This window comes from Streptomyces sp. SID13726, assembly GCF_010548375.1.
Classification (GTDB): domain Bacteria; phylum Actinomycetota; class Actinomycetes; order Streptomycetales; family Streptomycetaceae; genus Streptomyces.
In genome coordinates, this window is sequence record NZ_JAAGLY010000037.1 from 42,057 (window position 1) to 64,635 (window position 22,579).

Below are 22,579 nucleotides of genomic sequence, written 5' to 3' on the forward strand. Positions count from 1 at the left end.
TCTGGTCAAGCGCCCTGTTGCACCCATATGGCGGCGCTGTGCTGTGCCTGTGAGTGCGATTGCCAGTTCGTTTCGGGCGCCGGACGCGGCGTCACGGGACCGAGAGCGGGCAGGTGCATGGTGAACACGGTGCGCCCGGGAACGCTGTCCACGGTCACGGCGCCGCCGTGCGCGGTCGCGACGGCCTGCACGATGGCGAGGCCGAGGCCGGTCGACCCTGAGGCACGGGAGCGCGAGGAGTCACCGCGCGCGAACCGCTCGAAGACGTGCGGAAGCAGCTCGGACGGGATGCCCTGGCCGTTGTCCTCGACGTCCACGCACATCCAGGGGCCGCGCCGCTGGATCCTGGCGGTGACGGTCGTACCCTCCGGGGTGTGTTTGCGGGCGTTGCCGAGCAGGTTGATGAGCACCTGCTGGAGACGGGCCGCGTCACCGGAGACGAGGGCGGGTTCGTCGGGCAGGTCCAGGCGCCAGTTGTGGTCCATGCCGGCCGCGCGGGCGTCGCTGATGGTGTCCACGACGAGCGGGATCAGGTCGGTCTGCTCGAACTGGAGCGGCCGTCCGGCGTCCAGACGCGCGAGCAGCAGCAGGTCCTCCACGAGCAGCGTCATCCGGCCCGCCTCGGACTCGATACGGCCGAGGGCGTGCCGGGTGTCGGGGCCGACCTCTTCCCTGCCGCGTCTGGTCAGCTCGGCGTACCCGCGGATGGAGGCGAGCGGGGTCCTGAGCTCGTGACTGGCGTCGGCGACGAACTGCCGTACCCGCATCTCGCTCTGCTGCCGTGCGTGCAGGGCGCCGTGGACGTGGTCGAGCATGCGATTGAGCGCCGACCCGACCTGTCCCACCTCGGTGTGCGGATCGCACTCCGACTCGGGCACCCGCTCGCTCAGGTTCACCTCGCCGGTGTGCAACGGCAGTTCGGAGACCCGGGTCGCGGTGTTGGCGACCCTGCGCAGGGGGCGGGTGGCGAGTCCGACGAGCACGTATCCGGCGATGACGGCGGCGCCGAGGCCGGCGGCGGTGACGCTGATCTCCACGAGGATCAGGGTGTTGATGGTGCTGTTGACGGTGTCGGCGGGCAGGGCGACGTAGTAGTTGATGCCGTTGTTGCCCTGGACGTACTTCACGAGGTACTCGCCGAGACCGGGGATGGTCACGGTGGCCCGGTCCGACTTGGACAGGTTCGTGAACACGGCCCGCTGGGCATCGCTCAGCTCGGTGGCCTTCATCTGCTTGAAGTTGTTGGAGTCGTCGGACTCCTGCTCGGCGACGACCGCCCCCGCGACCGTGCCGTCCGCCGCGAGCTCCACGGCCACGGTCTTCAGCTGGGTCGGGCCGTTCTTGACGAAACTGACGATCCGGTCGTCCGTCTGCGCCGAGGAGTTGACGTCGTTCCCCGGCTTCCCGATCGGTGGGCCCGAGAGCCGCTTCCCGGCCTCGATGGCCTGTCCGTTGAGCTGGTCGTACAGATGCGAGCGCAGCGCCAGCGTGGTCACCGTCCCGATCACCGAGCAGACCACCGCGATCAGCACCACGGATGCGACGACGAGCCGCGTCCTGAGCGTGCGCTGCTTGCCTGCCCGCTTCTGCGCCCGCGGCCGTCGTCGCCCGCTCATGAGGCGGCGGGCTTGATCAGGTAGCCGGCACCGCGCCGGGTGTGGATCATCGGCTCACGCCCCGCGTCTATCTTGCGGCGCAGGTAGGAGATGTAGAGCTCGACGACGTTGGCCTGGCCGCCGAAGTCGTACGACCACACCCGGTCCAGGATCTGCGCCTTGCTGAGCACCCGCCGGGGATTGCGCATGAGGAACCGCAGCAGTTCGAACTCGGTCGCGGTGAGGTGGATGTTCTCCCCGGCCCGCGAGACCTCGTGGCTGTCCTCGTCGAGCGTGAGGTCACCGACGACCAGCACGGAGTCGCTGCGGCGGTCGGCCGCACCGGAGCGGCGGATGAGCCCCCGCAGCCGGGCCACGACCTCTTCGAGGCTGAACGGCTTGGTGACGTAGTCGTCCCCACCGGCGGTGAGCCCGGCGATCCGGTCCTCGACGGCGTCCTTCGCCGTCAGGAACAGCACCGGCACGTCCGGCAGCTCACGCCGCAGCCGCCCGAGGACGGTCAGCCCGTCCATGTCCGGCAGCATCATGTCGAGGACGACGGCGTCGGGCCGGAACTCCCGCGCGGTCTGGACGGCACCCGTGCCGTCTCCCGCACTCCGGATCTGCCATCCCTCATAGCGCAGGGCCATGGACAGCAGTTCGGTGATCGACAGCTCGTCGTCCACCACAAGCACTCGGACGGGGCTCCCGTCCGGCCTCAGCAGTTCGGTGCGCCCCTGGGGCGAGGTCGTGGTCATGGTGAACACCATGTCGGGGCCCCCTGAGAACACCCTTGCGGAAGTCTGTGATTTTCCTGAGAAACCCACAGGCACCTCTCAGGGAACGCCTGGGCGATTCCTTGTCCGGTCCTTGTCCGACGGGACGGACAACCCGCCCGCCTGGTACGACGCTCCCTAGAACAACCCGTCCTGAACCCCCGTCGCCTCCTTGAACCCCCGCACAGGAACGGTGGTGCGCCCACCGTCGGCCGGGACCAGCTCCCACCCCGTCATCAACCGCGTGTCCAGTACGACGATCCCCGCCCCCTCCGTCTCCAGGTGCAGGTCGGGCCCGGCGGCCGCGACCAGCCTGCCGCCGACGGTGCCGCCCGCGGCGAGCTCGCTCACCTCACCGGCGGCGGCGGTCAGGCCGGCGAGGCCGAACACCCCGACGTGGTCCACCGGTTCGTACGGCGCGCGCTCCAGGGACTCCGGCCAGCCGGCCAGCGCCACGGCCCGCCGGTGCAGCGCGGCGATCTCGGCGGCCCGCTCGGCGGCGGACTCCGGCAGTGCGGACCGTACGGCCCGCTTGGCGCCGTAGGGGATGCGGTCCGGGACCGAGAGCGCGGCCCGCAGCAGCTCCTCGGTGCGCCGGGCCGCCATCAGCGGGCCGGTGCCGAGCCAGCTGAAGCAGACGGCACCCTGCTCCAGCAGCCGCGCCGAGCCCCGCTCATACGCCGTGATGCCGACCTTGACCATGCCGGGGCCGAACCACGCCAGATATACCCGGTACGGCCTGGGGTCGTCGGCGAGGGTGTCGGCGGCCACCGAGTGCGCCCGGTCCAGCCGCGCGCACTCCTCGCACCGCGCCCCCGTGCTCCGCCCCGACACCGCGGCCCGCACCGGGCACGGGTGCCCTCGCGCTCCCACACATGTCCGCACACCCCCCTCCACGACCCCGAAGGCCACGCGCTTCCCCCGGGCCAGCCCACTGCGCCGCCCGCCTTCCCACCGCAGCACGGGACCGTCCGCCGACCACCGCAGCCCCGAGCACTTCCATGCCTGTGCCATCCCTCATGAGGTTAGGGGGCGGCACTGACAATGGGGGTGGGGTGTGGGTGGGGTGGGGTGGGGTGGGCCAACGGGGCGGGACGGGGTGAGGCGGGGCGGGGCGGGCTAGCGGGGCGGGGTGGGCTCAGCCCTGGGACTCCGCGGGCACCGGCTCCCCCTGCACCGCCGTGCCGGGCACCGCCGTGCCGGGCACGGCCGTCTCGGGCGCCGCCGTGCCGGGCGCCGCCGGGTCCGGCGCCGTCCTGCCGGGCAGCGCCGTGGCGGACATCGCCTCCACCGCCGTAGAACCAGAACCCCCCGCTCCCCGCCCCGCGAGGCGGCACCCGACACACCCGGGGTGGCCCTGGCGGGCGCCCGAGTCCCGTACGCGCATGCCCCATTCCGCGCGGGGGCGGCGGCCCGGCGGCTTGCCCCAGCCGGTCAGGTGCAGGGCCCAGGTCACCAGGACGCTCACCGCGGTGACGGCGAGACCGCCGGCGATCAGCGGGGCGGACACCAGGCACACGCCCAGTCCCGCCACGGCGCTCCCGACGGCCGCGATGCCGAAACCGGTCCAGCCCGCGACCGTATGCCCCTCGTCATACTGGTGTGCGCTCACAGTTCCTCCTCCGCCAGGTCTCTCACGTCCTAAGAAATTTAGCGCAGAAACCTCTCACAAGCTAAGGGAAATCAGGATTCCGATGCACGCCGAGCCCCGCCCCGCCGCCACTCCGGCCCAGGCACTGGAGGCGATGGACTTCTTCATCGCCACCGCCCACCTCGGCCAGCAGGAGATGGCCCAGCGGCTGGGCCTGAACGTCACCGACCTGCTGAGCTTCGCCTGTGTCCTGAAGGCCGGCGAGGACCTCCTCACCGCGGGCGACCTCGCCGAGCACGCCCACGTCACGACCGGCGCGGTCACCGGCATCCTCAACCGCCTCGAACGCGCCGGGTACGTCACCCGCGTCCCCGACCCCGCCGACCGCCGCCGGGTCCGGGCCGCCGCGGTGCCCGACGCGGTCGCCCGGGTCGTCGCCCTGTACCAGCCGTACTACGACCGCCTCGACGCCGTCTTCGCGGGCTACACCGAGGACGAGATCGCCGTACTGCACGACTGGTTCACACGGACGACCGGGCTCGCGCTGTCGTACATCGAGGAGCTGCGGACGCAGGACAAGGGGGCCGAGCGGAGGGAACGCCGTAGCCCGGGGGTGTAGCCAGCCCTACCTTCGGTTCGGGAGGACACTCCATCGTTCTTCCAGGCGCGCGACGGCATCGTTGATCACGGCCGCCCCACCGGGGTCCGGCCGGATCGCAGAAGCCCGCGCCAGCCGGAGGACACGCCATGGAGCCGCAGACGACCGACAGGACCCGGTCTCAGTCCCCGTCCGCTCCGGCCGCCCCCGGTCCGTTCGCTTCCTTCGTCCGCTTCGTCGTCTGCGGCGGCGGGATCGGCGTGCTGTCCAGCCTCGCGGTGCCACTAGTGGCCATGACGATGCCCTGGGCGGTGGCGAACGCGCTGATCACGGTGGTCTCGACACTCCTGTGCACCGAGTTGCACGCCCTGTTCACCTTCGGCACCGGCCGCCGCCCCGGCTGGCGCCAGCACTTCCAGTCCTCCGGTTCGGCGGTCGCCGCGTACGTCGTGACCTGCGCCGCGATGTTCCTGCTCCACACGGTCCAGTCCGCCCCGAGCATGCTCACGGAACAGGCGGTGTACCTGACCGCGTCCGGCCTGGCGGGAATCGGCCGCTTCCTGGTCCTGCGGCTGTTCGTCTTCGCGGGGGCGAGGAAGGGTGCGGGCACGAGGAAGGTCGCGGTGCTGAACCTGCCGCGGCCGGTGCTCAACCAGGTTGCCGTGGGCGCCACTTGCTGACACGGCGGGCGCACGTCCTCCGCGGCACGCCTCAGCCGGCCGGATACCGCCGAAGAGCCTCGCCCCCGTCGCCCACAAAGCCCCCATGCCCGACAGCCGCCACCAACTCCCTCTCCTCGCCCCAGCCGCACCAGTCGATCTCGGCAGGATCGGGAACGAACACCCCACGGCCTAGTACGACTTCATGCGCCCCGAGCCAGTAAGTACCGCTCTCTCCCCGGCACAGGAACTTGAACAGGAACCGCACCGGCACCCCGAACACCCTCCCCCGCTCCTCACCGAGTTCCCGCACCGCGGCCTCCTCGTACGACTCCCCGACCGCCACAGCCCCGCCGACGAGCCAGTCGCACCGCCCGGGAAACCGCGAGAGGCCCTGCGCCCGCCGATGCACGAGCATCCGCCTGCCGGAATCCCGGCAGACCGTGACGGCGACCCGATGCAACCAGCCCCACGCGACGGCCTCACCCCCTCCACGCCCCCGACGCCCCCGACGACCGGGCCGTCCTCGCCCACCCGCTCGACCAGTTCGCCCATGCCACCCATGGCACCCACGGCCCCAGAGGGGTACGGCAAGAGGGCTGACGTCCCCCCGGAGGTACAGCTGGCCCCACCCCCTATTGGCCGGACGGCTCCATGTCGCGGTGCCGGGATCAGCGGGATCGTAGAAGCCACAAGCCCACCGGCTCGCCCTCCGAAAGGACCTCCCATGAGCCCCCTGCTCTCCACCCCGGCCGACACCACCACCGACACCGAACTCACCCCCCTCCTCACCGCCTGGGACCTGGCCCACCCCACCACCACCGACCCCGACTGGCGCCACCTCCTCGACGAGATCGCCCACCCCCGCACGACCCAGGCATTCCAGGGCCTGGCCGCGAGCGCGGTATGAGGCGTCCCGATCCCACAACTTCCGCGAGAGGCCCCGGAGTCACTATTCCGGGGCCTCTCGTCTATGCGCACTCGGCAGGATCCGAAGCTGCAACCTTCTGATCCGTGGCTCTGGAGAGAACGGTCATCGGAAGTCATACGGGCTATGGGGAGGGGCTTGGAGTCCGGCGACGGCCCCTACCGGTTGTGGCTCAGCAGGATCCCGACCGAGGGTGTGCTCATGGAACGGGAACAGCTCGAACGGCTGTTGAGCGGTGGGGACGACACGGCATCAGCGGCTCTGGCAGCACTCTGCGCCGGCGCTTCGTACGTCGTCTGGGACGGAACGATGTCATCCAAGTCGCTCGCGACGGTCTACGGGCGCCGACTGCGTCTCACCCTTCGTAAGGGCATCGAGACCTCCGGCTTGGCCCAGGCCGTACAACACCTCGACCTATATGGCCGACCGATCCGCCTGGGCCGGATCCGCACTGCCGACGGATCTTGGATCTTCATGCTGTTCCTCGACGAGAACAGCAGCGCGCTGGTGGCATGCACTGGCGTCCGACGGACCCAACCGGGCCCGTCATAACGAGACAGCTGCTGGAGCCGTGCGGCGCGAACGCGCTTTCCAACTGTGGTGGTGGGGTGTTGGGGCGCGTGCAGGTGCGTTCACCTGCGTTCATGGGCGGCCCGCTCGTGGGTTGCAGCCGACTCGTGGTCGAGCCTGAACGGCCGTGAACGGGGCTGAATGAGACGGAAACTGAGACGGAGCCCGCGCATAACTCTGGTGACGGTTGGCTGCGGTCGGCGTTAGCGTGCGGCGGTGATCAGCAATGAGGGAGTACGGCTGGGTGCGGAGGCCGCACATCGCCTGGCGCAGACAGGCCTCTATGAGTTCGAGGCGGGGCTGACGGAGGCCGAGTTCACGCGCATCGAGCGCGAGTACGGCTTCGAGTTCGCGGACGATCACCGAGCATTCCTTGCGGCCGGGCTACCGATCAACGTCCCTCCCGAGGACGGGCAGACCTGGTCCAGGCCCTGGCCGGAGTGGCGCGGCGGCGATTTGGACAGCTTGCGTCGACAGCTCGACTGGCCGGTCGAGGGTGTTCTGCTCGACGTTGAGCACAACGCGTTCTGGTACGAGGGTCGGGGTGAGCGTCCAGCCGACGCAACGGCGGCACTGGATACGGCGCGGCGTCATCTGGCGGAGGCGCCGGTGATGGTGCCCGTGTATGCCCACCGATACCTGCCTGCCGACTGGGGAGGCTTCGGGCATCCGGTGCTCTCGATGTGGCAGACCGACATCATCTATTACGGCCTGGACCTGGCCGACTACATGCACCAGGAGTTCGACGAGGCGCGGGGCGAGGTCGACGACAGCTGGAACCCGCGAGCGACGGCCCCCTTCTGGCGGGACCTTCTCTGACTCTTCGAGGAGCCTGGGCTGGCGGCGGGGGCCCTCAGCTTGGGAAGCTTGGGTTTCTTGGGGGCGATTGCTGCGCTTGACCCGTGGTGGGGCGGTGTTAGGGCCCGGAGCGCACCTGGGGCAAGTCCCCGCTGCTCCCCGTGGTTTCCCGCAGAATCTGGCACGCCAATGGCACGGGCCCCTCAGGAGGGGAGCCGAAGGCGGGCTGTCGGGCGTCAATGCCCATCATCCCGCCTCGGCCGCTCAAAGCCTCGCCGCCATCGGGCGTTACTCAGTCAAGAACTTCCTGAGGGCGAATCCCAGAGTGGCGACACCGATGAAGGTGGCACCCCCTGCCCCAAGCGAGGCGTACGCGGGTGCTCCCACCGTCCAAAGAGCGGCCGTGCTCAGCATTGCGACGACGAGCGCACCGAGCATGATGACCGCTGCCCAGAGGCCCCGAAGCGATGAGTCGTGATCGGACAATCTGTATCAATCCCCTCATCAGTGGAATCGCGGCGGCATCTAGGCGGGCCGCTCTGCGATGTCCTGCGTGACTGACGACGATGCTGGCAGGCGGAAAACAGCAGGTCAAAAGGGGTGAATGTCGTTCGTAAAGGAGACATCTGCGGTAGTGAAGGGGTTGTTTCCCTTTGCGCTGTAGTGTCATGCGCTCTTGCTGTAGTCTCCCGACCGCTGTGGCGGAATCTATAGAAAAGCCTTGAACCCCCTGGTACCCCTGGTACCCCTGGTATCCCGGTTTCTCCTGCAGGAAGGCAAAAGACGTGTCGCCTGGTGTACGTCGGTCTGAGGCGCTCGGCTACCTGCGGGGGGCGGCGGACAGGGCGAAGAGACGGGGCTACATCCCGTTCCCGCCGGCGTTTGTCATAGCGCCTGAGGGTGAAGGCGGGCCTCCGCCTCTTGCTCGGCTCATCCAAGGCGGGCGTGGGGGCAAGGTGCGCCTCCGGCTTTACCTGTGCATCACTATGATGGCCACGAAAGAGCCTTTTGACCTGCGGAGGCCGCCGGGCCCGAACGGCTGGACGCAGATGCTCGGACTCGACCCAAGAACGGGACCACGGCGAGTTGCCAGCAACTTGACGTGGCTGGCGGACAACAAGTTCATCGACCTCCAGCCGCAGTGGGGGCGGCCCTCAGCGATCACGCTGATGAGTGCCACCGGCGACGGAGGGGTGTACACACAGCCCAGAGAGGAAGGCCGGTACGTTGGCATGCCGGTCGAGTTCTGGACGCGCGGTTGGCTCTTGCAGCTGTCGCCGACGGCAACAGCCCTACTGTTTGCCCTCAGAGATGCCCTCGGAGGACACTCGGAGCCGCAATACATCCATACGGCGAAGCGTCAGCGATACGGCCTGTCGTCGGACACATGGACTAAGGGCCGCAAGGAGCTCGAAGCGCAGGGTCTGCTGACCGTCAAGCGCGAGCCGCAGGGCGACTTCTACGACTTCACGCGGCTGAGGAATGCCTATCAGCTCAACTTGGAGCGGCTGGACGACTCGCCCTCCTGGTCTTGACGGGGCGGCGATGGCCTCGATCGCAGGTCTATCGCGACCAGCGTGAAACAACGAGAAGGAGCGGGATCCAGTGAAACTGAATCCCGCTCTCTACTGTCCGGCTATGCCACGACGGAGTTTCGCTGCGGCATCATCTGACTTAGTAATTCCAAGCCTGCGGGTCCGCCTTCCGGCCCACTCGGCGAATATCCGCAGATAGCTTTTCGCTGGTGTCCGACCAACGCCAAGGCAATCCGGAGTCCTTTACTTTCGACCACTGCCTGTCTAGGTAGAGGCGAAAATACTCACTTCGAGTGACCCGCTCCGGCAAGGTGTGGTCATCCTTGATTAGATTCCTGTACTGCTCGTCAACAATCGGCGTGTCAACCAGCATCGCGTCAACATACGCGAAATAAGCAAGCAGAACCCGAGTCGTGTACGCGCCTACGGTAGTGATCCTGTAGTGGAGTCGTGGAGTCTCTCCTGAGTGGCGTGGAGCGGTATCAAGAAGCCTTTTATCCACCGCATAGTCGAGCGCGTTTGTCACCTGCTCGACGTCGAAGCCCAGGTTCTGTGCAAACTCGAAGAGCGCTTCCGCCGAAACATACCCTTCATCCCCGACTCGCTCACCCAAAATCTGGGTCTGGCTAAGAAGCAGCGGCAATAGGAAGTGTTCTCGACCATCGGGCCGGGTAATTCGGAAAAGATTCGCAATGGGAGAAGATTGTGGGTCGTAGTAGACTCCGTCACCAAAGAGCAGGGCCCGAAGAAACTCATGCAGCGGTACAGTATAACGCCCGCTCTCTTGAAAAATTCGGATCATCTTAGCGGTGTCAATGTGCCCGCTTCCGATAAACCCTGTGACGAAGCTCAGCGCCATGCGCATATTGCCTCCAGCGAGATTATCGATGAGTGCAAGCAGGTTATCGTTCGATCGAAAATTCTCTGCCAGAATTTCGAGGAATACTTTAAGGCTTTCGCTGTCGACAGTCACGTTAGCTGGAAACGAACCCAGCCGTCCCGTCGCCCGTAGCTGCCCCAAGGCGAAATCGACTCGACGCTGCAACATTACGTCTGCTCGCGGTGGAGCAATGGTGAAAACGCGCGCTTGGTATCCAGAAAGAGTGCCGCTTCGGCTGGATCGATAGAAAGTCTCTGGCCGCAAGGTGACAAAGACTGTAGCTGGCCATGTTTGCGCGAGCTCATTTGCGATGAGGAATACCTGCTCCTGATCCTCACTGCTCCGCTGGTCGATATTGTCCAGAAAGATTACTAGCTGCCTGCGCCAATTGGATCGCAGGTGCTCCAGGCTGGCCTTCAAGTGGCCAGCGCGATCGTCTACCGCCCGCCGCAGAAGATTAATCTTTTCCTTCTCGTACGCGATAGGATCGATTTCTTTGAGGCGTCCAACCACGCCCCGTTCGAACCGGTTCAGCGCACCATGATGCACTGCTTCCACGAAAGATGCATCTTCGATATCGGCATCATAGTTTTCACGCAATTGCCGAATGGACTCTTCGACTACGTGTGAGTCAATCCGGGTGAGTGTTGTAGAAGAGCCAAAATCAATGTAGAGACTGATCGCTTTATCGAACAGCTCCTCAGCGTCAACGTGCACTAGCCTTTGAATGAATGTTGTCTTACCCACCCCAACGTCTCCCAGAAGCACGATCGGCCTCCGCGCCGCTGCGGCTGCCAGCATGTCTTGCGTCAGGTTCTGATTGAGGCCTTTCTTGCCCTCGATAGGAGATACGTCCGGCCCGTCTTCTTCGCTCAGCAAGGCGTAACGTGTTCGGAGGATTTGCTTACTTACCTCAGCATACTGAGATAGCGCACCACTCGACGCATAGCACTCGCGCAAGAAATCCTTGCGTAGCTCTTCTAGTCGAGTGACATCTTCCAGGAAAAGTTCACCCAAAATATCAAGCCCAGATTGCAGGCTATTTCTCCGCTTCGATCCCGGGTAATTGACCAAGTGCATTGAAAGAGGCTCGGGGGGAGGCGCTTCCAGCAAGCTCACCGTACTGTGGAGTACCTTTGCATCGACACCGCTGGCGGAAGCGTTATCCCACAAGAGCCGAAAATCTGCTCGCATATCGGCAAGACTAGGGAATACCAAAGCTCTACCCTTTAGAGGCGGTACGCCGTCCATCCGGACCGCAATGAAGAGAACAAGCTGATGTCCGTTAGTCACACCTGCTGGTGCCACACCGTTGCGCGCTGCATACTCTGCAACTTGCGTCAGGGCATCCTTGAGGGACTTCCCCTTGTCCCCGATGATGAGATTTTCGATCTTATGAATGCCAGTGCCGACTCCTGCTGGCAGGTCAAAATGAATCCCCTCGCGCTTGGCCTCGATAATGAGCTGTGTGGCAGGAGAACCTAGGGCGTAGTCGATCCAACCTGTGCCAGCCTTCTCCTCTGCCCTGATACTGGCCCTTGACCAGCGAAGCACGTCGATAAGGAGCTTATCGATCAGGTGGAGCCGAGTGGTTGCCTCGTTGCGCTTATCGCCGACTGCATTAGCTTCAGCCCACTCAATTAGGTCATCAAGAGCAGATTTACCCGAATCATAAATGCTCGACAACTTTTACCGGCCCTGACTATGGAGGGATGGATGCTAGCTGTACAAGCGTATCGGTTGTCAAGGATGCCAACCACGACGGATCAGCTGATGAGAATGATCTTGAACCTGGCGCGGGGCGACGCTGCTTGAGTCGCCTCACGAGGTTGGCGGAGCGGGTTTGGCCGGTGGCCTGCCCGGTCTGGGGTCGAGCATGATCAGGGGGCCGTACGCTGGCCAGCAACTCGGGCAGGCTTTGGGCCTGACCGCAATTACTGAGCGTTTGGTCCGGTGATTCGTGTTTGGTCCCGGGTCAGGTTCCGCGCCAGTTGGGGGTGGCTTCGCCGGTGAGTCTGCGGGCCATGAGGTCGATCATCGCGAGGTGGATCATGGCTTCGGAGCGGTGCGGGTGGCGTTCGTAGTCGCGGGCGAGGCGTCGGTGGTGCATGAGCCAGCCGATGCTGCGCTCGATGGTCCACCGTCTCGGGATGATGGTGAACCCGCGGGTGCCGGGCGGGCGGTGGACGGGGTGGACGTCGATGCCGAGGCTGGCGCCGTGGTCGATGGCGGTGGTGCGGTAGCCGGCGTCCACCCAGGCCTTGGTGATGTGCGGGTGGGCGGTGGCGATGCGGGAGAGCAGGGTTACGCCGGCTGCGGTGTCGGAGACGTTGGCGGCGGTGACCAGCACGGTCAGAAGCAGGCCGAGGGTGTCGCAGCCGAGGTGGCGCTTGCGTCCGATGATCCGTTTCCCGGCGTCTGTGCCCTGGTCCGTGAGGTGCACGTTGGCAGAGGTCTTGATGGTCTGGGAGTCCAGGACGCAGGCAGACGGCTCCGTGTCGCGGCCCTCGGCTTCGCGGACCAGTCGCCGCAGCAGGCCGGTGAGCTGCTCGAAGACGTTGTCCTGCTGCCACTTGGCGAAGTACCCGTAGACCGTGGCCCACGGCGCGAAGTCGTGTGGGAGGTAACGCCAGGGGATGCCGGTGCGGTCCACGTACAGGATCGCGTTCATGATCTGGCGCAGGTCGTGTTCGGGGGGCCGGCCGATGTCGAGCGCCCGGGCGCGGCGCTGGTTGCGCCAGGACGTAAGGACAGGCTCGATCAGTGCCCAGCGTGCGTCCGACAGGTCGCTGGGATAGGGGCTGTGCGCAGTCATGTTTGCGAACTAGCCGACGCACGCTGACCCCGTCAGCGGTCAAAGGCTGGCGCTCGGGGGCGTGTTGGGAGCAGACAGGAGCAGTCGGAGCGAAACGATCCCCATGCGCCGCGGACGGGTCGACTACCCCGTCAACCCCAACCGTCCCGGTGTCGCAGGACTCCGGAAACGACATCAACTTGACCGAGACAGGACCAAACGCTCAGTGAGAGGGCGTCTGAAAAGCCGGTCAGCGGGTTGATCTTGCGAGGCGGCGCACGAGGAGCATGGCCATGGTGAGGTAGATGGCGTTCTCCGAGCAGACGCGCAGGTACTCGTAGTCCTTCGACAGGCGGCGGCACCGTCCCAGCCAGGCGAACGTCCGCTCTACGACCCACCGGCGCGGGACGACCGCGAAGAGGGGCACTTCCGGAGGCGGTGTGCCTACCTTCGCCCAGGTCGAGCGGAACCCTCCGTCGCGGCGCTGTACGACCTGCACGGTGATGCCGGTGGCTTCCCGTGCCCAGGCATGAAAGTCGGCGCCACGGTAGCCCTGGTCCGCCCACACGTGCCGAAGGCGCGGGAAGGCATCGGCAGCCTGGGCGAACAGGACTGCTGCTCCGTCGCGGTCACCGACACTCGCCGGGCTCGCGCAGGTGACCAGGACAGTGCCGCGGGTGTCGACGAGCAGGTGGCGCTTGATGCCGCTGACCTTCTTGCCGCCGTCGTACCCGTGCAGGCCGCCGCGCTCACTGGCCCTCACGCTCTGACTGTCCACGATGGCCGCGCTGGGAGTGGGATCCCGGCCGAGTTGCACCCGCTCGCGTTCGCGCAGCATGGTCAACATCCGCTCCCACACGCCTTCTTGCTGCCATCGCCGCCAGTAGTGGTAGACGGTCTGCCACGGCGGCAGGTCGTGCGGCAGCAGCCTCCAGGCGCAGCCGGCCCGCAGCCAGTACGCCAACGCGTTGATGATCTCCCGTCGCGTGTGTTTCGCCGGTCGCCCACCGGGCTTGACCGCCGGAACCAGCGGACGAAGGATCTCCCACTCCAGATCGAAAAGATCCGTCGGGTAACGGGTACGCAGCCCGCACACCCCAGCCCCCGAAAGTACGTCACCGCCCCGCTACCAGGTGACTTGCCCGCTGACCGGCTTTTCAGACGCCCTCTAGCACGAGTGGCCCCCTGGTCTTGCTCGACGCGGGACCCTGACCGGGGAGGTGGCTAAAGCCGTGCAGCCGACCGCCCCAGCCACGACGTGCCCCTTCTCTGGCATCAGGCGGCTGCGTGCTTGGAGCGCGGCACGGGCGCCAGCCGGGTTGGAGCGGGGCGGAGACAGGAGCGCAGGCCCGGCCGGGGGCCGGGCCGCGCGCGGGGAGCGGAGCGAGTCTCAATGACGGAGTCAAGGCGCTTGCGTGGTCGGCGCGGCGCTGGTGAAGGCCCGGTTGTCGCGTAGTAGTGCCCACAGGACGCTGGTGCGCCGCCGGGCCAGGGCGATGACGGCCTGGACGTGGTTGCAGCCCTCGCCTCGTTTCTTGAGGTAGAAGTCCCGGTTCGGGCCTTCGCGGATGATGCTGGTCTGCGCGGACATGTAGAACACCCGTCGCAGGCGGCGGCTGTAGCGCTTGGGCCGGTGCAGGTTGCCGGTTCTGCGGCCCGAGTCGCGGGGCACGGGTACCAGCCCGGCCGCGGAAGCGAGATGGCCGGCGTCGGCGTAGGCCGCCAGGTCGCCGGCCGCCACAACGAATTCGGCGCCAAGTACAGGGCCCAGACCGGGCATTGACTCGATGATCTCCGCTTGCGGGTGGCGGCGGAAGGTGTCTCGGATCTGCCGGTCGATCCGTTTGAGGTGTTCGTCCAGGGCAAGGATCTGGGTCGCCAGGTCGGCAGCGATCTGCGCGGCGACCCCCTCACCGGGAAGGGCGGTCTGCTGGGCCAGAAGCGGCCACCAGCGCGGTCGCCGCCACTGCGTCGGCGCCCCACACGCTGCGGGCTGCCGGCCAGGCTGTCAGCCGGGCACGGCCTCGGCGGCGGATCGAGGCCGGTGTCGGGTAGCCGGTCAGCAGTACCAGCGCGCCCTTGTGGTTCGAGTAGTCGAAGGAGCGCTCCAGGGCAGGGAAGACGCCGCTCAGCACGTCGCGAAGCCGATTGGTCATCCGCACCCGGTCGGCGACCAGATCTGACCGGTGAGCCGTCAACAGCGCGAGATCAGCGGTCAGCTGTGCGGGCACGTCGATGCTGGCGAAGTCGCTGCGGTGACGTGCCGTCTCGGCGATGACATAGGCGTCGCGGGCGTCGGTCTTCGCTTCGCCACGGTAGGCGCCGGACATACGATTGACCGTGCGGCCGGGCACGTAGACGGCCCTCTGACCGTGGGCCGCAAGCAGGGCCAACAACAGTGCGGAGGATGTCCCGGAGATGTCCACGGCCCAGTGGACTTCGCCCGCCAGGCCAAGAATCCCGCCGAGCGCGGTCAGGATGGCCGACTCGTCGTTGTCGATCTTCTTTGACCACAGAGTCGCGCCGGTCTCGTCGACGACTGCCGCCCAGTGATGCCCCTTGCCTGCATCGATGCCAGCCCATACTCGGGTCCGTGGCTCACTCACTCGCCCCTCCTCACACCGCACGGCATCTTGTCGGCCCGAGGAACACCCCGCTGTCCGCTCCGTAAACAGCGACCGCGCAAGGCGCGCACATCTCAATCAACAGCCAGGGTGCCCCGAAGGGCGCGGCGGCCACTCGCTCCGAGCCACACTCGACAAGCCGCCTTGAGCCACACCCCGCCCTTCCGGGCCATCCAACAACTTACGGAGCCGCCTTGAACCAGTAGAGAAAGTTGTAACTCAGTCGGCCTGCTGGGGCGTGTGAGGCTCTGTGTGCGGTTTGAAGTCCTGAGCGCAGGACGGAAGTTCGGCCTCCTGGCGGTGTGCCAGCGGCAGGAAGATCACAGGCCGGATCGTCCAGTTGATGCGAGTGCGGGCCTGGGTGAGCGTCACTGTGCAAGGCTCGGCGCGTAGGAGTGCCTTCCTCGTGGTGATGCGGCCGTCGTACAGCCACTCCCACGCCTCCTGGGACGCGTCGGGATCCAGTGCCGGTGAGATCGTGCGAAGTGCGACCGCTACCCATCTGTCGGCCTGCGGTGCCGAGTACGCGTCGAAGGATGCTCGCAGGACCGGCTGCCTCTCCTCGGTGAGGTCTTCGGTCCAGCACTCGCACCAGTAGCCCCGCTGGGGCTTGTCCATCAGCACGGGTGACCCCCGCCCCTGAGGTCCGTGAACAACTCCGCAGTGACCGTGTGCCCGTCGTCGCTCTCGTGGACGACGACCCGGTGAGCGATCACGCTGACCATGCCCAGGCCCCGGCCGTGCTCGGCGTCCTGGTCCTGGCGCTCGATCTTCGGAGCGGTGCCAGCGCCTCCGTCGTCCGTGACCGACATCGCGATGACCTGTGCCGACACCGCCAAGGCCAGATGGAAGCTGCCCGAGTCCTGGCCGCTGGCGGTGTGGAGGATCGCGTTCGCGCTCAGTTCGCTCACGATCAGTTCGGCGTCCTCGGCCAACGGTGATCCACGCAGGATGTCGCGGGTCCAGCGGCGGGCCCGGCTGACCTCTTCCGGGAAACCTGGGCAAGTGAGTCCCCAGACCTGGGCTGTACTCATATACTCGTGCATACAAGTTTCTTCGTGCTGGTAGGCCGCCAAGTGCAGCGGGTTCGGGCTAGACGAGTTTCACGCCGTCGTGGGCGCGGATGGCAGGTGGAGACGCCGCGTCCATCGCGTCCAGGACGCGGATGGCGTATGCCTCGTCGGCAAGCTCGGAGACTTCTTCGCGGGTGGCCCAGCGCAGTGCGCGGGTCTCGTCGCCGGTGGTGGGAGTGCCGTCGGCGGCCTGGCAGCGGAAGACCAGGGAGACGATCAGACCCGTCATGTTCTTGTAGACGCCGGTCAGGGTCGCCGGAAGGGCGATCTTGATGCCGGTCTCTTCGAGGACTTCTCGTTGCAGGGCCTCGGGAATGGTCTCCTCGCGTTCGAGGACGCCGCCCGGGGGCTCCCACTGGCCGTTGTCGCGGCGCTGGATCAGGAGAGCCCGGCCATGGTCGTCGATGACGACTCCGGCCACGCTTACGGAGTGCGGGCGTTCTGTGCTCACGTTCCTCGGCCCTCTCGGATGGCTAGGCTCTCCACCGTAGCAACAACACTCGCCCACACGTCTAGATACCTAAAGGAGTGCACTCGTGACCCCTGCTCTTCCCTCCGGCCAGCTCGGTGATCTCGACCCCACGAGCGACCGTGCGGTCTTTAGGCAGATCGCCGACCAGCTGCGCGAAGCCATCGACCGCGGCCGGTTCAGGGAGGGCGAGAAGCTGCCCTCCGAGGCGGAGCTTGTGGACCACTACGGCGTATCCCGGATGACCGTCCGCAACTCCTTCTCCATCCTCCAGGGGGAAGGACTCGTCCACGCCGAACACGGCAAGGGCGTCTTCGTCCGACCCCGCCCGCCCGTACGGCGCCTCGCCTCCGACCGCTTCGCCCGCCGGCATCGCGAGCAGGGCAAGTCCGCGTTCATCGTCGAGGCGGACACAGTCGGCAGCCATCCCCAGGTCGACAGCCTTCAGGTCAAGGAAGAGAAGGCCAGTCAGGACATCTCCACCCGGCTCGGCTCCGTCCGGCGCGTGCTCGCCCGGCGCCGGCGCTACCTCCTCGACGGCCGGCCGGTCGAGTTCGCCACCTCCTACCTCCCCCTCGACATCGCCCGCGGCACGCAGATCACCGAACCCAACCCCGGCCCAGGCGGCATCTACGCCCGCCTCGAAGAACTCGGCCACCACCTCGACCACTTCGAAGAGGAGATCCGCGCCCGCATGCCCTCACCAACCGAGGTCAAGACGCTCCGGCTGGCATCCGGCGTGCCCGTCATACACCTCATCCGCACCGCCTTCGACACCGAGGGACGGGCCGTCGAGGTCTGCGACACGGTCATGGCGGCAGACGCATACGTCCTGGCCTACCAGCTCCCCGCGACCTGACCGCATGGTCGGCAGGAGTGCGGTGTTAGGGGGCGGGCTGCTCCGGGGCCTCGGTGGCTGGCGCGGGGAACATGGCGCCGATGTTCTCCCACGTGAAGCCGTTCTGCCAGTCCGGCCTGTCGGCGGCCCAGTCGACGAGCGTCTGACCGACCTTCTCCTGCGAGGTGGTCAGCGTTTGGTAATGCTCTGCGGGGACGCCGTTTCGGAACTCCAGTTGGTACGTGGTCTCGTCGCGAAACCAGACCTGGATGTACCAGTCGCCCTCACGCCTCTCGTCCTTCCGCTCAAGAAGCACGTGGTCTCCAGGTCGCAGGTCGGCGACCATCGCGCCTATCGCAGGCTCCGACGGGTGCTCCAGCACATGGCCTTGACTGTCAGTCGCAATCAGCATGGGCAGAGCATGCCGCAGGGGACTGACAATGACCCCCGCCGAGCAGGGCGGTGCCGAAGTCCGCGACGCTTCCCGAACTCATACACCTCATCATGCACACTCATGTAGCCGAGTAGATAGCCAACTCCTCTTGTGTGCCATCGGCGTTGAGACCTCCGCCGCCACGCCCCCTCATCTAGGCCCCTGAACCCAAGGTCCGGACGGCGAGTCCTCCCTGATCAAGGTCACCGTGCCCGAGGGCGGCGTCTCCGAGAGGCTGAACCCGGTGCCGGCGGCCGTCCCTACGGTGACGCGTAGCACCCGACAACAGCGGTGCGGCCACCCCGGGTTGGTGATCAACCGCGTCGCCGGACGGAACAGCGGCTGGTCCTGAGCCGTAGGGGCTCCACGGTCTGGGAGGTGGACGGCCCCCGTGGTCGCCACGCCGTGAAACTCGGCCATCCGATCGAGGCCACCGGTGAGTGGCCGGCCCAACCCTGGACCGCGCTTGCGCCCGCACGCGAAGGGGCCGTGCTGCACCGTCTCGGCTCGGGTGAGGTCGCGTACGGCGAGTGGGAGCGCGGGACCTGGAACGTCCAGCCGTGGCACGAGGGGCCAGACCTGCACCGCATCTGAGAGCCCTGCCGCAGGCGCGGCTCATCCATCGCACCGCACAACAGCGTGGCACTCGGCTGCGTCGAAGCGCTGGCAGAACTCCACGTACGGGGCTGGGCACACGGCGACGTGCAGCCTGCCCACTTCATCATCGGGCCGGTACGAACCCACCTCATCGACCTCGCACTCGCCCGCGGCGGGCAGGTACCTGAGAGTTACGACTTCCCGTTCCGCGGCTGCCTCGTCCACTACGAGGCACCAGAGATCGCTCGCAGCGTGCTCGACATCGGAGAAGCCGAGCCGACGCAGGAGGCCGACATCTACGCCCTCGGGGCGTCCCTCCTGATCTCAGCCACCGGGTGGCGATCGGTCGAGTACCCGGACGACGCTCCGCGCGCCGTCCAGAGAGAAGCAGTGGCGAACGGAAGGCGCCGCCCTGTGAAGGCGCCCGGTGAGCTGGGCGACCTGGTCGACGCGATGCTCAGCCACGCTCCCGAGGATCGGCCAACGATCGACGAGGTGGGCAAAGCCCTGAGCTGATCCCACGGCCCGTTCCGCCGAGCCCCTGCCGGTGCGGGCGAAACCGACAACAGGGGATGCAGTCAAACACTGCCGTCGAGGCATAAAGCAGAGGCCCTGTGGATCTCTCCACAGGGCCTCTGTCTGCTGTGCACTCGGCAGGATTCGAACCTGCAACCTTCTGATCCGTAGTCAGATGCTCTATCCGTTAAGCTACGAGTGCTTGTTGTCTTTCTTGCCGGTCCCGGTCCTTTCGGCCCGCTCGCGGCGACAGGAAGAACATTACATGACTGCCGCCGCCATGTGAAATCCGTTTGCCGTAGCCCTTGTGACCTGCGGAAACACCCATCTGGGGGTGGGGGACGACGACGAAGCCCCGGTCCAGTGGACCGGGGCTTCGGTGATCTTGCGCGGAGGCGGAGGGATTTGAACCCTCGATGGGATTTGCGTCCCAAACCGCATTAGCAGTGCGGCGCCATAGACCGGACTAGGCGACGCCTCCAGCACAGCCGCCCGCGCGAGCGCGAGTGGTGCGTGCAGATGATGACACAGTCGAAGGTCGTGCCACCAATCGGCACCCACGGTACTAGGCGGGCGGGGCGCAGGGCAAAGTGCTTCCGGACCACATCCGGACCGCACCCAAACCACACCCGAACCCCACCGGGCCGCATCCCAACCACAACACCCCGGCAACAGCCCGGCAGCAACGTCCAGCCGCCCCCCGCGTTAGTCAGGGCATGTCATACGTCACCCCGCTGCGCCGGCTCGCCCGGTTAAGCCCGCTGCCCCTCGTCCTCGCCGCCCTGGCGCCGACCCATGCCTCGGCGTACGCCCCCGCCGGCGACCATCTCACCGTCACCGTCCGGGACGCCGGCGGCGGTGCCGACGGGACCTTCGTGGTCGACTGCCACCCCGCCCGCGGCACGCATCCCGACCCCGCCGGCGCCTGCGCGGCCCTTGAGCGGAACACCCGGTGGGGCAAGGACACCTTCGCCCCCGTGCCCGAGGGCAGCGTCTGCACGATGCTCTACGGCGGTCCCGCCACCGCGCATGTCACGGGAACCTGGGCCGGGCGTCCCGTCGACGCCCGCTTCGACCGGAGCAACGGCTGCGAGACCGCCCGCTGGGACCGCTTCGTACCGCTCCTCCCCAGCACAGGCACGTAGGGCCTGTCGTTTGGATCAGTCCGCCGTCGTGGGGTCTGGCACGCTCGGCTCGGCCAGGACACACCGCTTCTCACAGCCGGCCTCATCCAAACGACAGGCCCTCGCCCCCGGGAGGCGGTCACACGTTCTACCTCACTTCGTCGTGCGACCTCCCTCTCATCCGGCACCCCCGCACAACCGCTGCGCTTAGACTCCCTCGCGTGACACGTCGCGGGCCCCTTGGCAAGATGGCCCGAGCGGTCGGCAAGGTGCGGTAACAGGGAGGAAGCGTCTCGTGAGCAGCAGGCCATCCCGAGGCGCTGCTCGCCTCGCAGCCATACTCGACGCGCTTCCCGACGCGTTGGTGCTGGTCAACGCCAATGGGACCGTCGTCAACGCCAACACCATCGCGCTGGAGGCGTTCGAGGCGCCGGGCACCGCGCTCGTGGGGCGGGGGCTGCTCGATCTGCTGCCGCAGTTCGACTCGCGGCTCATCCCGGGGTCCATGCGGCGGCCCGACCACATGGACCCGCGCGGGCGGACCAAGCCGACCAGGATGGTGGCCAGGAGGACCGACGGCACCGAGTTCCCCGTCGAGGTCACCAGCGCCAACCTGGAGAACGGCCAGCAGGCGTACGACGGTTACGGCTACAGCGGCGACGAGCTGCTCATGCTCGTCGTACGCGACCTGACCGGGACCGTCGACACCGAGGCCGAGCTGGCGCGTTCGCAGCGGCAGACCGAGATGATCCTGCGGGCCGCCGCCGAGGGCGTCGTAGGGACTGATACCGACGGGCGGATCGTGCTCGTCAACCCGGCCGCCGCCCAGATACTGGGTTACCGGGCCAGCGACCTCGGCGGGCGCGAGCTGCACGATCTGATCCTGCACTCGCGCGCCGACGGCACCCCCTTCCCGTACGAGGAGTCCCCGCTCGCCGACACCCTGCGCTCCGGGCGCAAGCACCGGGTGCGCGGGCAGGTGCTGTGGTCCAAGAAGGGTGAGAAGGTCCCGGTCGACCTGACGACCGCCCCCGTGCGCGACGGCGACCAGCTCGTCGGCGCCGTGCTCACCTTCACCGACCGGCGGCCCTACGACGCCCTCGCCGACGAGAAGTCCGCCGCGGACAAGGCGCACGCCGAGGAAGTGGAGCGGCTGGAGGAGGAGCACGCCTCCGAGCTCACCGCGCTGCGCCAGAAGCACATCGCCGAGCTGGAGGAGCTCCAGGAGCAGCACGACGAGGAACTCGCCGCGGGTGAGGACCGGTACGCGGCGCTCGGGGAGCGCGAGAAGGACCGTTACGAGGCCCTCGCCGGACGGCACGACCAGCTGCTGACGCTGCTGGGACGCTCGTTGCGCGGGCCCCTCGACGAACTGCGCCGCGAGCTGTCCGCGCTCGCCGCCGACGACGCCGGACAGCTGTGGCCCGAGGCCAACCAGGTCCTGCACCACCTCTCGGCCGGCTACTCCCGCATCACCAACCTCATCGACAACGTCCTCGGCTACCAGCTCCTCGACGCGGGCACCGACAGCGTCGCCCGTACGAAGGTGATGCTGGACGCGGTCGTCGCCGCGGGTGTGGACGGCGCGGTCGAGCTGATCGGGCCGGGGCGCGTCCAGTTCGCCGTACACGCGCCGCCCATCGAGGCCGAGGTCGACGCCCAGCGCCTCGCGACCGCGCTCGCGCATCTCATCGCGGACGTCGCCGGGGTCGACGCGACCGGCAACGCGCCCGTGTCCGCGGGCGGTTACATGGACAACACGGTCGTGGTCGCGGCCGCGCTGCGCGGCGAGAGCGTCCGCATCGAGGTGCGCGGGCCGTACGCCGGCGGGGACCCGGTGCACGAGCCGATCGTGCGCGGGATCGTGCGCGCCCACGGCGGTGTCCTCCAGACGCACGAGGTGCCGGGCATGAGCGGCAGCGCGTACGTCCTCGAAGTGCCCATCGGCGGCGGGGCGGGAGCCGTCGCGGCGCCCGGTCCCGCCGCGCTGGAAGCGGCCCCCGCGGCCCCCGCCACCCCTGCCGAGGTCGCTCACGCTGAGACCGGCGGGCGGCGGCGGGCCCGGCGTTCCTCCACCGACTCCTTCCTGGACGGCGACCTCCCCGCCCCCGCCGAGAACGACGAGTCCGCCGCACCCACCGGGCGGCGCAGGCGGCGCGCGGCGGCCGAGCAGGAACAGCC

21 protein-coding genes, 2 tRNA genes and 2 pseudogenes are annotated in these 22,579 nt (G+C 67.4%); 10 read left to right on the plus strand and 15 right to left on the minus strand.

Going from position 1 to position 22,579, the window contains the following annotated elements:
- Positions 1-5 precede the first annotated feature (5 nt).
- From G3I78_RS44285 to G3I78_RS52485, 4 genes are all read right to left on the minus strand, one after another.
- Positions 6-1,616, minus strand: coding sequence for a HAMP domain-containing sensor histidine kinase (locus tag G3I78_RS44285; protein WP_203616374.1), 1,611 nt, complete (start codon positions 1,614-1,616; stop codon positions 6-8).
- A complete protein-coding gene (locus tag G3I78_RS44290) occupies positions 1,613-2,353 on the minus strand; it encodes a response regulator transcription factor (protein WP_037711888.1) in 741 nt (246 codons plus the stop codon). The genes G3I78_RS44285 and G3I78_RS44290 overlap by 4 nt, the downstream gene beginning before the upstream one ends.
- Before the next feature lie 156 nt (positions 2,354-2,509).
- Positions 2,510-3,385: a DUF2797 domain-containing protein gene (locus G3I78_RS44295; RefSeq protein ID WP_164435710.1), complete on the minus strand. Its 876-nt coding sequence runs from the start codon at positions 3,383-3,385 to the stop codon at positions 2,510-2,512.
- Between the two features lie 124 nt (positions 3,386-3,509).
- A complete protein-coding gene (locus G3I78_RS52485; protein WP_343243999.1) occupies positions 3,510-3,983 on the minus strand; it encodes an HGxxPAAW family protein in 474 nt (157 codons plus the stop codon).
- Between the two features lie 82 nt (positions 3,984-4,065).
- Between G3I78_RS52485 and G3I78_RS44305 the strand changes: the two genes are divergently transcribed.
- Both G3I78_RS44305 and G3I78_RS44310 read left to right on the plus strand, forming a co-directional pair.
- Complete coding sequence (locus tag G3I78_RS44305; RefSeq protein WP_164435712.1) at positions 4,066-4,581, plus strand: MarR family transcriptional regulator; 516 nt, start codon at positions 4,066-4,068, stop codon at positions 4,579-4,581.
- Positions 4,582-4,709: 128 nt separating this feature from the next.
- Positions 4,710-5,240, plus strand: a complete 531-nt coding sequence (locus G3I78_RS44310) for a GtrA family protein (RefSeq protein ID WP_164435714.1) — start codon at positions 4,710-4,712, stop codon at positions 5,238-5,240.
- Between the two features lie 31 nt (positions 5,241-5,271).
- On the opposite strand, the gene G3I78_RS44315 is transcribed toward G3I78_RS44310, so the two are convergent.
- A complete protein-coding gene (locus G3I78_RS44315) occupies positions 5,272-5,637 on the minus strand; it encodes an NUDIX domain-containing protein (RefSeq protein ID WP_239158410.1) in 366 nt (121 codons plus the stop codon).
- Between the two features lie 309 nt (positions 5,638-5,946).
- Between G3I78_RS44315 and G3I78_RS44320 the strand changes: the two genes are divergently transcribed.
- From G3I78_RS44320 to G3I78_RS44335, 4 genes are all read left to right on the plus strand, one after another.
- Entirely contained in the window at positions 5,947-6,129 is a 183-nt protein-coding gene (locus G3I78_RS44320; protein WP_164435716.1) for a hypothetical protein, read from the plus strand.
- Between the two features lie 219 nt (positions 6,130-6,348).
- Positions 6,349-6,699, plus strand: a complete 351-nt coding sequence (locus G3I78_RS44325; protein WP_164435718.1) for a hypothetical protein — start codon at positions 6,349-6,351, stop codon at positions 6,697-6,699.
- 234 nt (positions 6,700-6,933) lie between these two features.
- Positions 6,934-7,536: a hypothetical protein gene (locus G3I78_RS44330; protein WP_164435720.1), complete on the plus strand. Its 603-nt coding sequence runs from the start codon at positions 6,934-6,936 to the stop codon at positions 7,534-7,536.
- 1,076 nt (positions 7,537-8,612) lie between these two features.
- Complete coding sequence (locus G3I78_RS44335) at positions 8,613-9,050, plus strand: hypothetical protein (RefSeq protein ID WP_164435722.1); 438 nt, start codon at positions 8,613-8,615, stop codon at positions 9,048-9,050.
- A gap of 139 nt (positions 9,051-9,189) precedes the next feature.
- Here G3I78_RS44335 and G3I78_RS44340 read toward each other — a convergent pair whose 3' ends face one another.
- The 7 genes and pseudogenes from G3I78_RS44340 to G3I78_RS44370 all read right to left on the minus strand — a co-directional run bounded on the left by G3I78_RS44340 (position 9,190) and on the right by G3I78_RS44370 (position 16,872).
- The gene (locus tag G3I78_RS44340) at positions 9,190-11,616 is read right to left on the minus strand and encodes a hypothetical protein (protein ID WP_164435724.1); all 2,427 of its coding nucleotides are present in this window, start codon (positions 11,614-11,616) and stop codon (positions 9,190-9,192) included.
- A 289-nt stretch (positions 11,617-11,905) separates the two neighbouring features.
- Complete coding sequence (locus tag G3I78_RS44345; protein ID WP_164435726.1) at positions 11,906-12,745, minus strand: IS5 family transposase; 840 nt, start codon at positions 12,743-12,745, stop codon at positions 11,906-11,908.
- 229 nt (positions 12,746-12,974) lie between these two features.
- On the minus strand, positions 12,975-13,820 hold the full coding sequence (locus G3I78_RS44350; RefSeq protein WP_164435728.1) for an IS5 family transposase: 846 nt from the start codon (positions 13,818-13,820) through the stop codon (positions 12,975-12,977).
- A 306-nt stretch (positions 13,821-14,126) separates the two neighbouring features.
- Positions 14,127-15,330 (minus strand): annotated as a pseudogene (locus G3I78_RS44355) (IS110 family transposase).
- Between the two features lie 237 nt (positions 15,331-15,567).
- A complete protein-coding gene (locus G3I78_RS44360; protein ID WP_203616375.1) occupies positions 15,568-15,966 on the minus strand; it encodes a hypothetical protein in 399 nt (132 codons plus the stop codon).
- Positions 15,966-16,394: an ATP-binding protein gene (locus G3I78_RS44365; RefSeq protein WP_164435731.1), complete on the minus strand. Its 429-nt coding sequence runs from the start codon at positions 16,392-16,394 to the stop codon at positions 15,966-15,968. Before G3I78_RS44365 ends, G3I78_RS44360 begins: the two co-directional genes overlap by 1 nt.
- Positions 16,395-16,440: 46 nt before the next feature.
- A complete protein-coding gene (locus tag G3I78_RS44370) occupies positions 16,441-16,872 on the minus strand; it encodes an NUDIX domain-containing protein (protein WP_164435733.1) in 432 nt (143 codons plus the stop codon).
- Between the two features lie 85 nt (positions 16,873-16,957).
- Between G3I78_RS44370 and G3I78_RS44375 the strand changes: the two genes are divergently transcribed.
- Positions 16,958-17,749, plus strand: coding sequence for a GntR family transcriptional regulator (locus G3I78_RS44375; RefSeq protein ID WP_164435735.1), 792 nt, complete (start codon positions 16,958-16,960; stop codon positions 17,747-17,749).
- 25 nt (positions 17,750-17,774) lie between these two features.
- Here G3I78_RS44375 and G3I78_RS44380 read toward each other — a convergent pair whose 3' ends face one another.
- A complete protein-coding gene (locus G3I78_RS44380) occupies positions 17,775-18,140 on the minus strand; it encodes a hypothetical protein (RefSeq protein ID WP_239158411.1) in 366 nt (121 codons plus the stop codon).
- Positions 18,141-18,452: 312 nt separating this feature from the next.
- Between G3I78_RS44380 and G3I78_RS44385 the strand changes: the two are divergent.
- Positions 18,453-19,274 (plus strand): annotated as a pseudogene (locus tag G3I78_RS44385) (protein kinase).
- 129 nt (positions 19,275-19,403) lie between these two features.
- Here the strand turns inward: G3I78_RS44385 and G3I78_RS44390 are convergent.
- Both G3I78_RS44390 and G3I78_RS44395 read right to left on the minus strand, forming a co-directional pair.
- A tRNA-Arg gene (locus G3I78_RS44390) sits at positions 19,404-19,476 on the minus strand.
- Between the two features lie 188 nt (positions 19,477-19,664).
- Positions 19,665-19,755, minus strand: a tRNA-Ser gene (locus G3I78_RS44395).
- A gap of 235 nt (positions 19,756-19,990) precedes the next feature.
- On the opposite strand from G3I78_RS44395, the gene G3I78_RS44400 reads away from it, so the two are divergent.
- Positions 19,991-20,419 (plus strand): SSI family serine proteinase inhibitor, encoded by a 429-nt coding sequence (locus G3I78_RS44400; protein ID WP_164435737.1) that lies wholly within the window; start codon positions 19,991-19,993, stop codon positions 20,417-20,419.
- A 274-nt stretch (positions 20,420-20,693) separates the two neighbouring features.
- A partial coding sequence (locus G3I78_RS44405) for a PAS domain-containing protein (protein WP_343244000.1) occupies positions 20,694-22,579 on the plus strand: 1,886 nt, incomplete at its 3' end.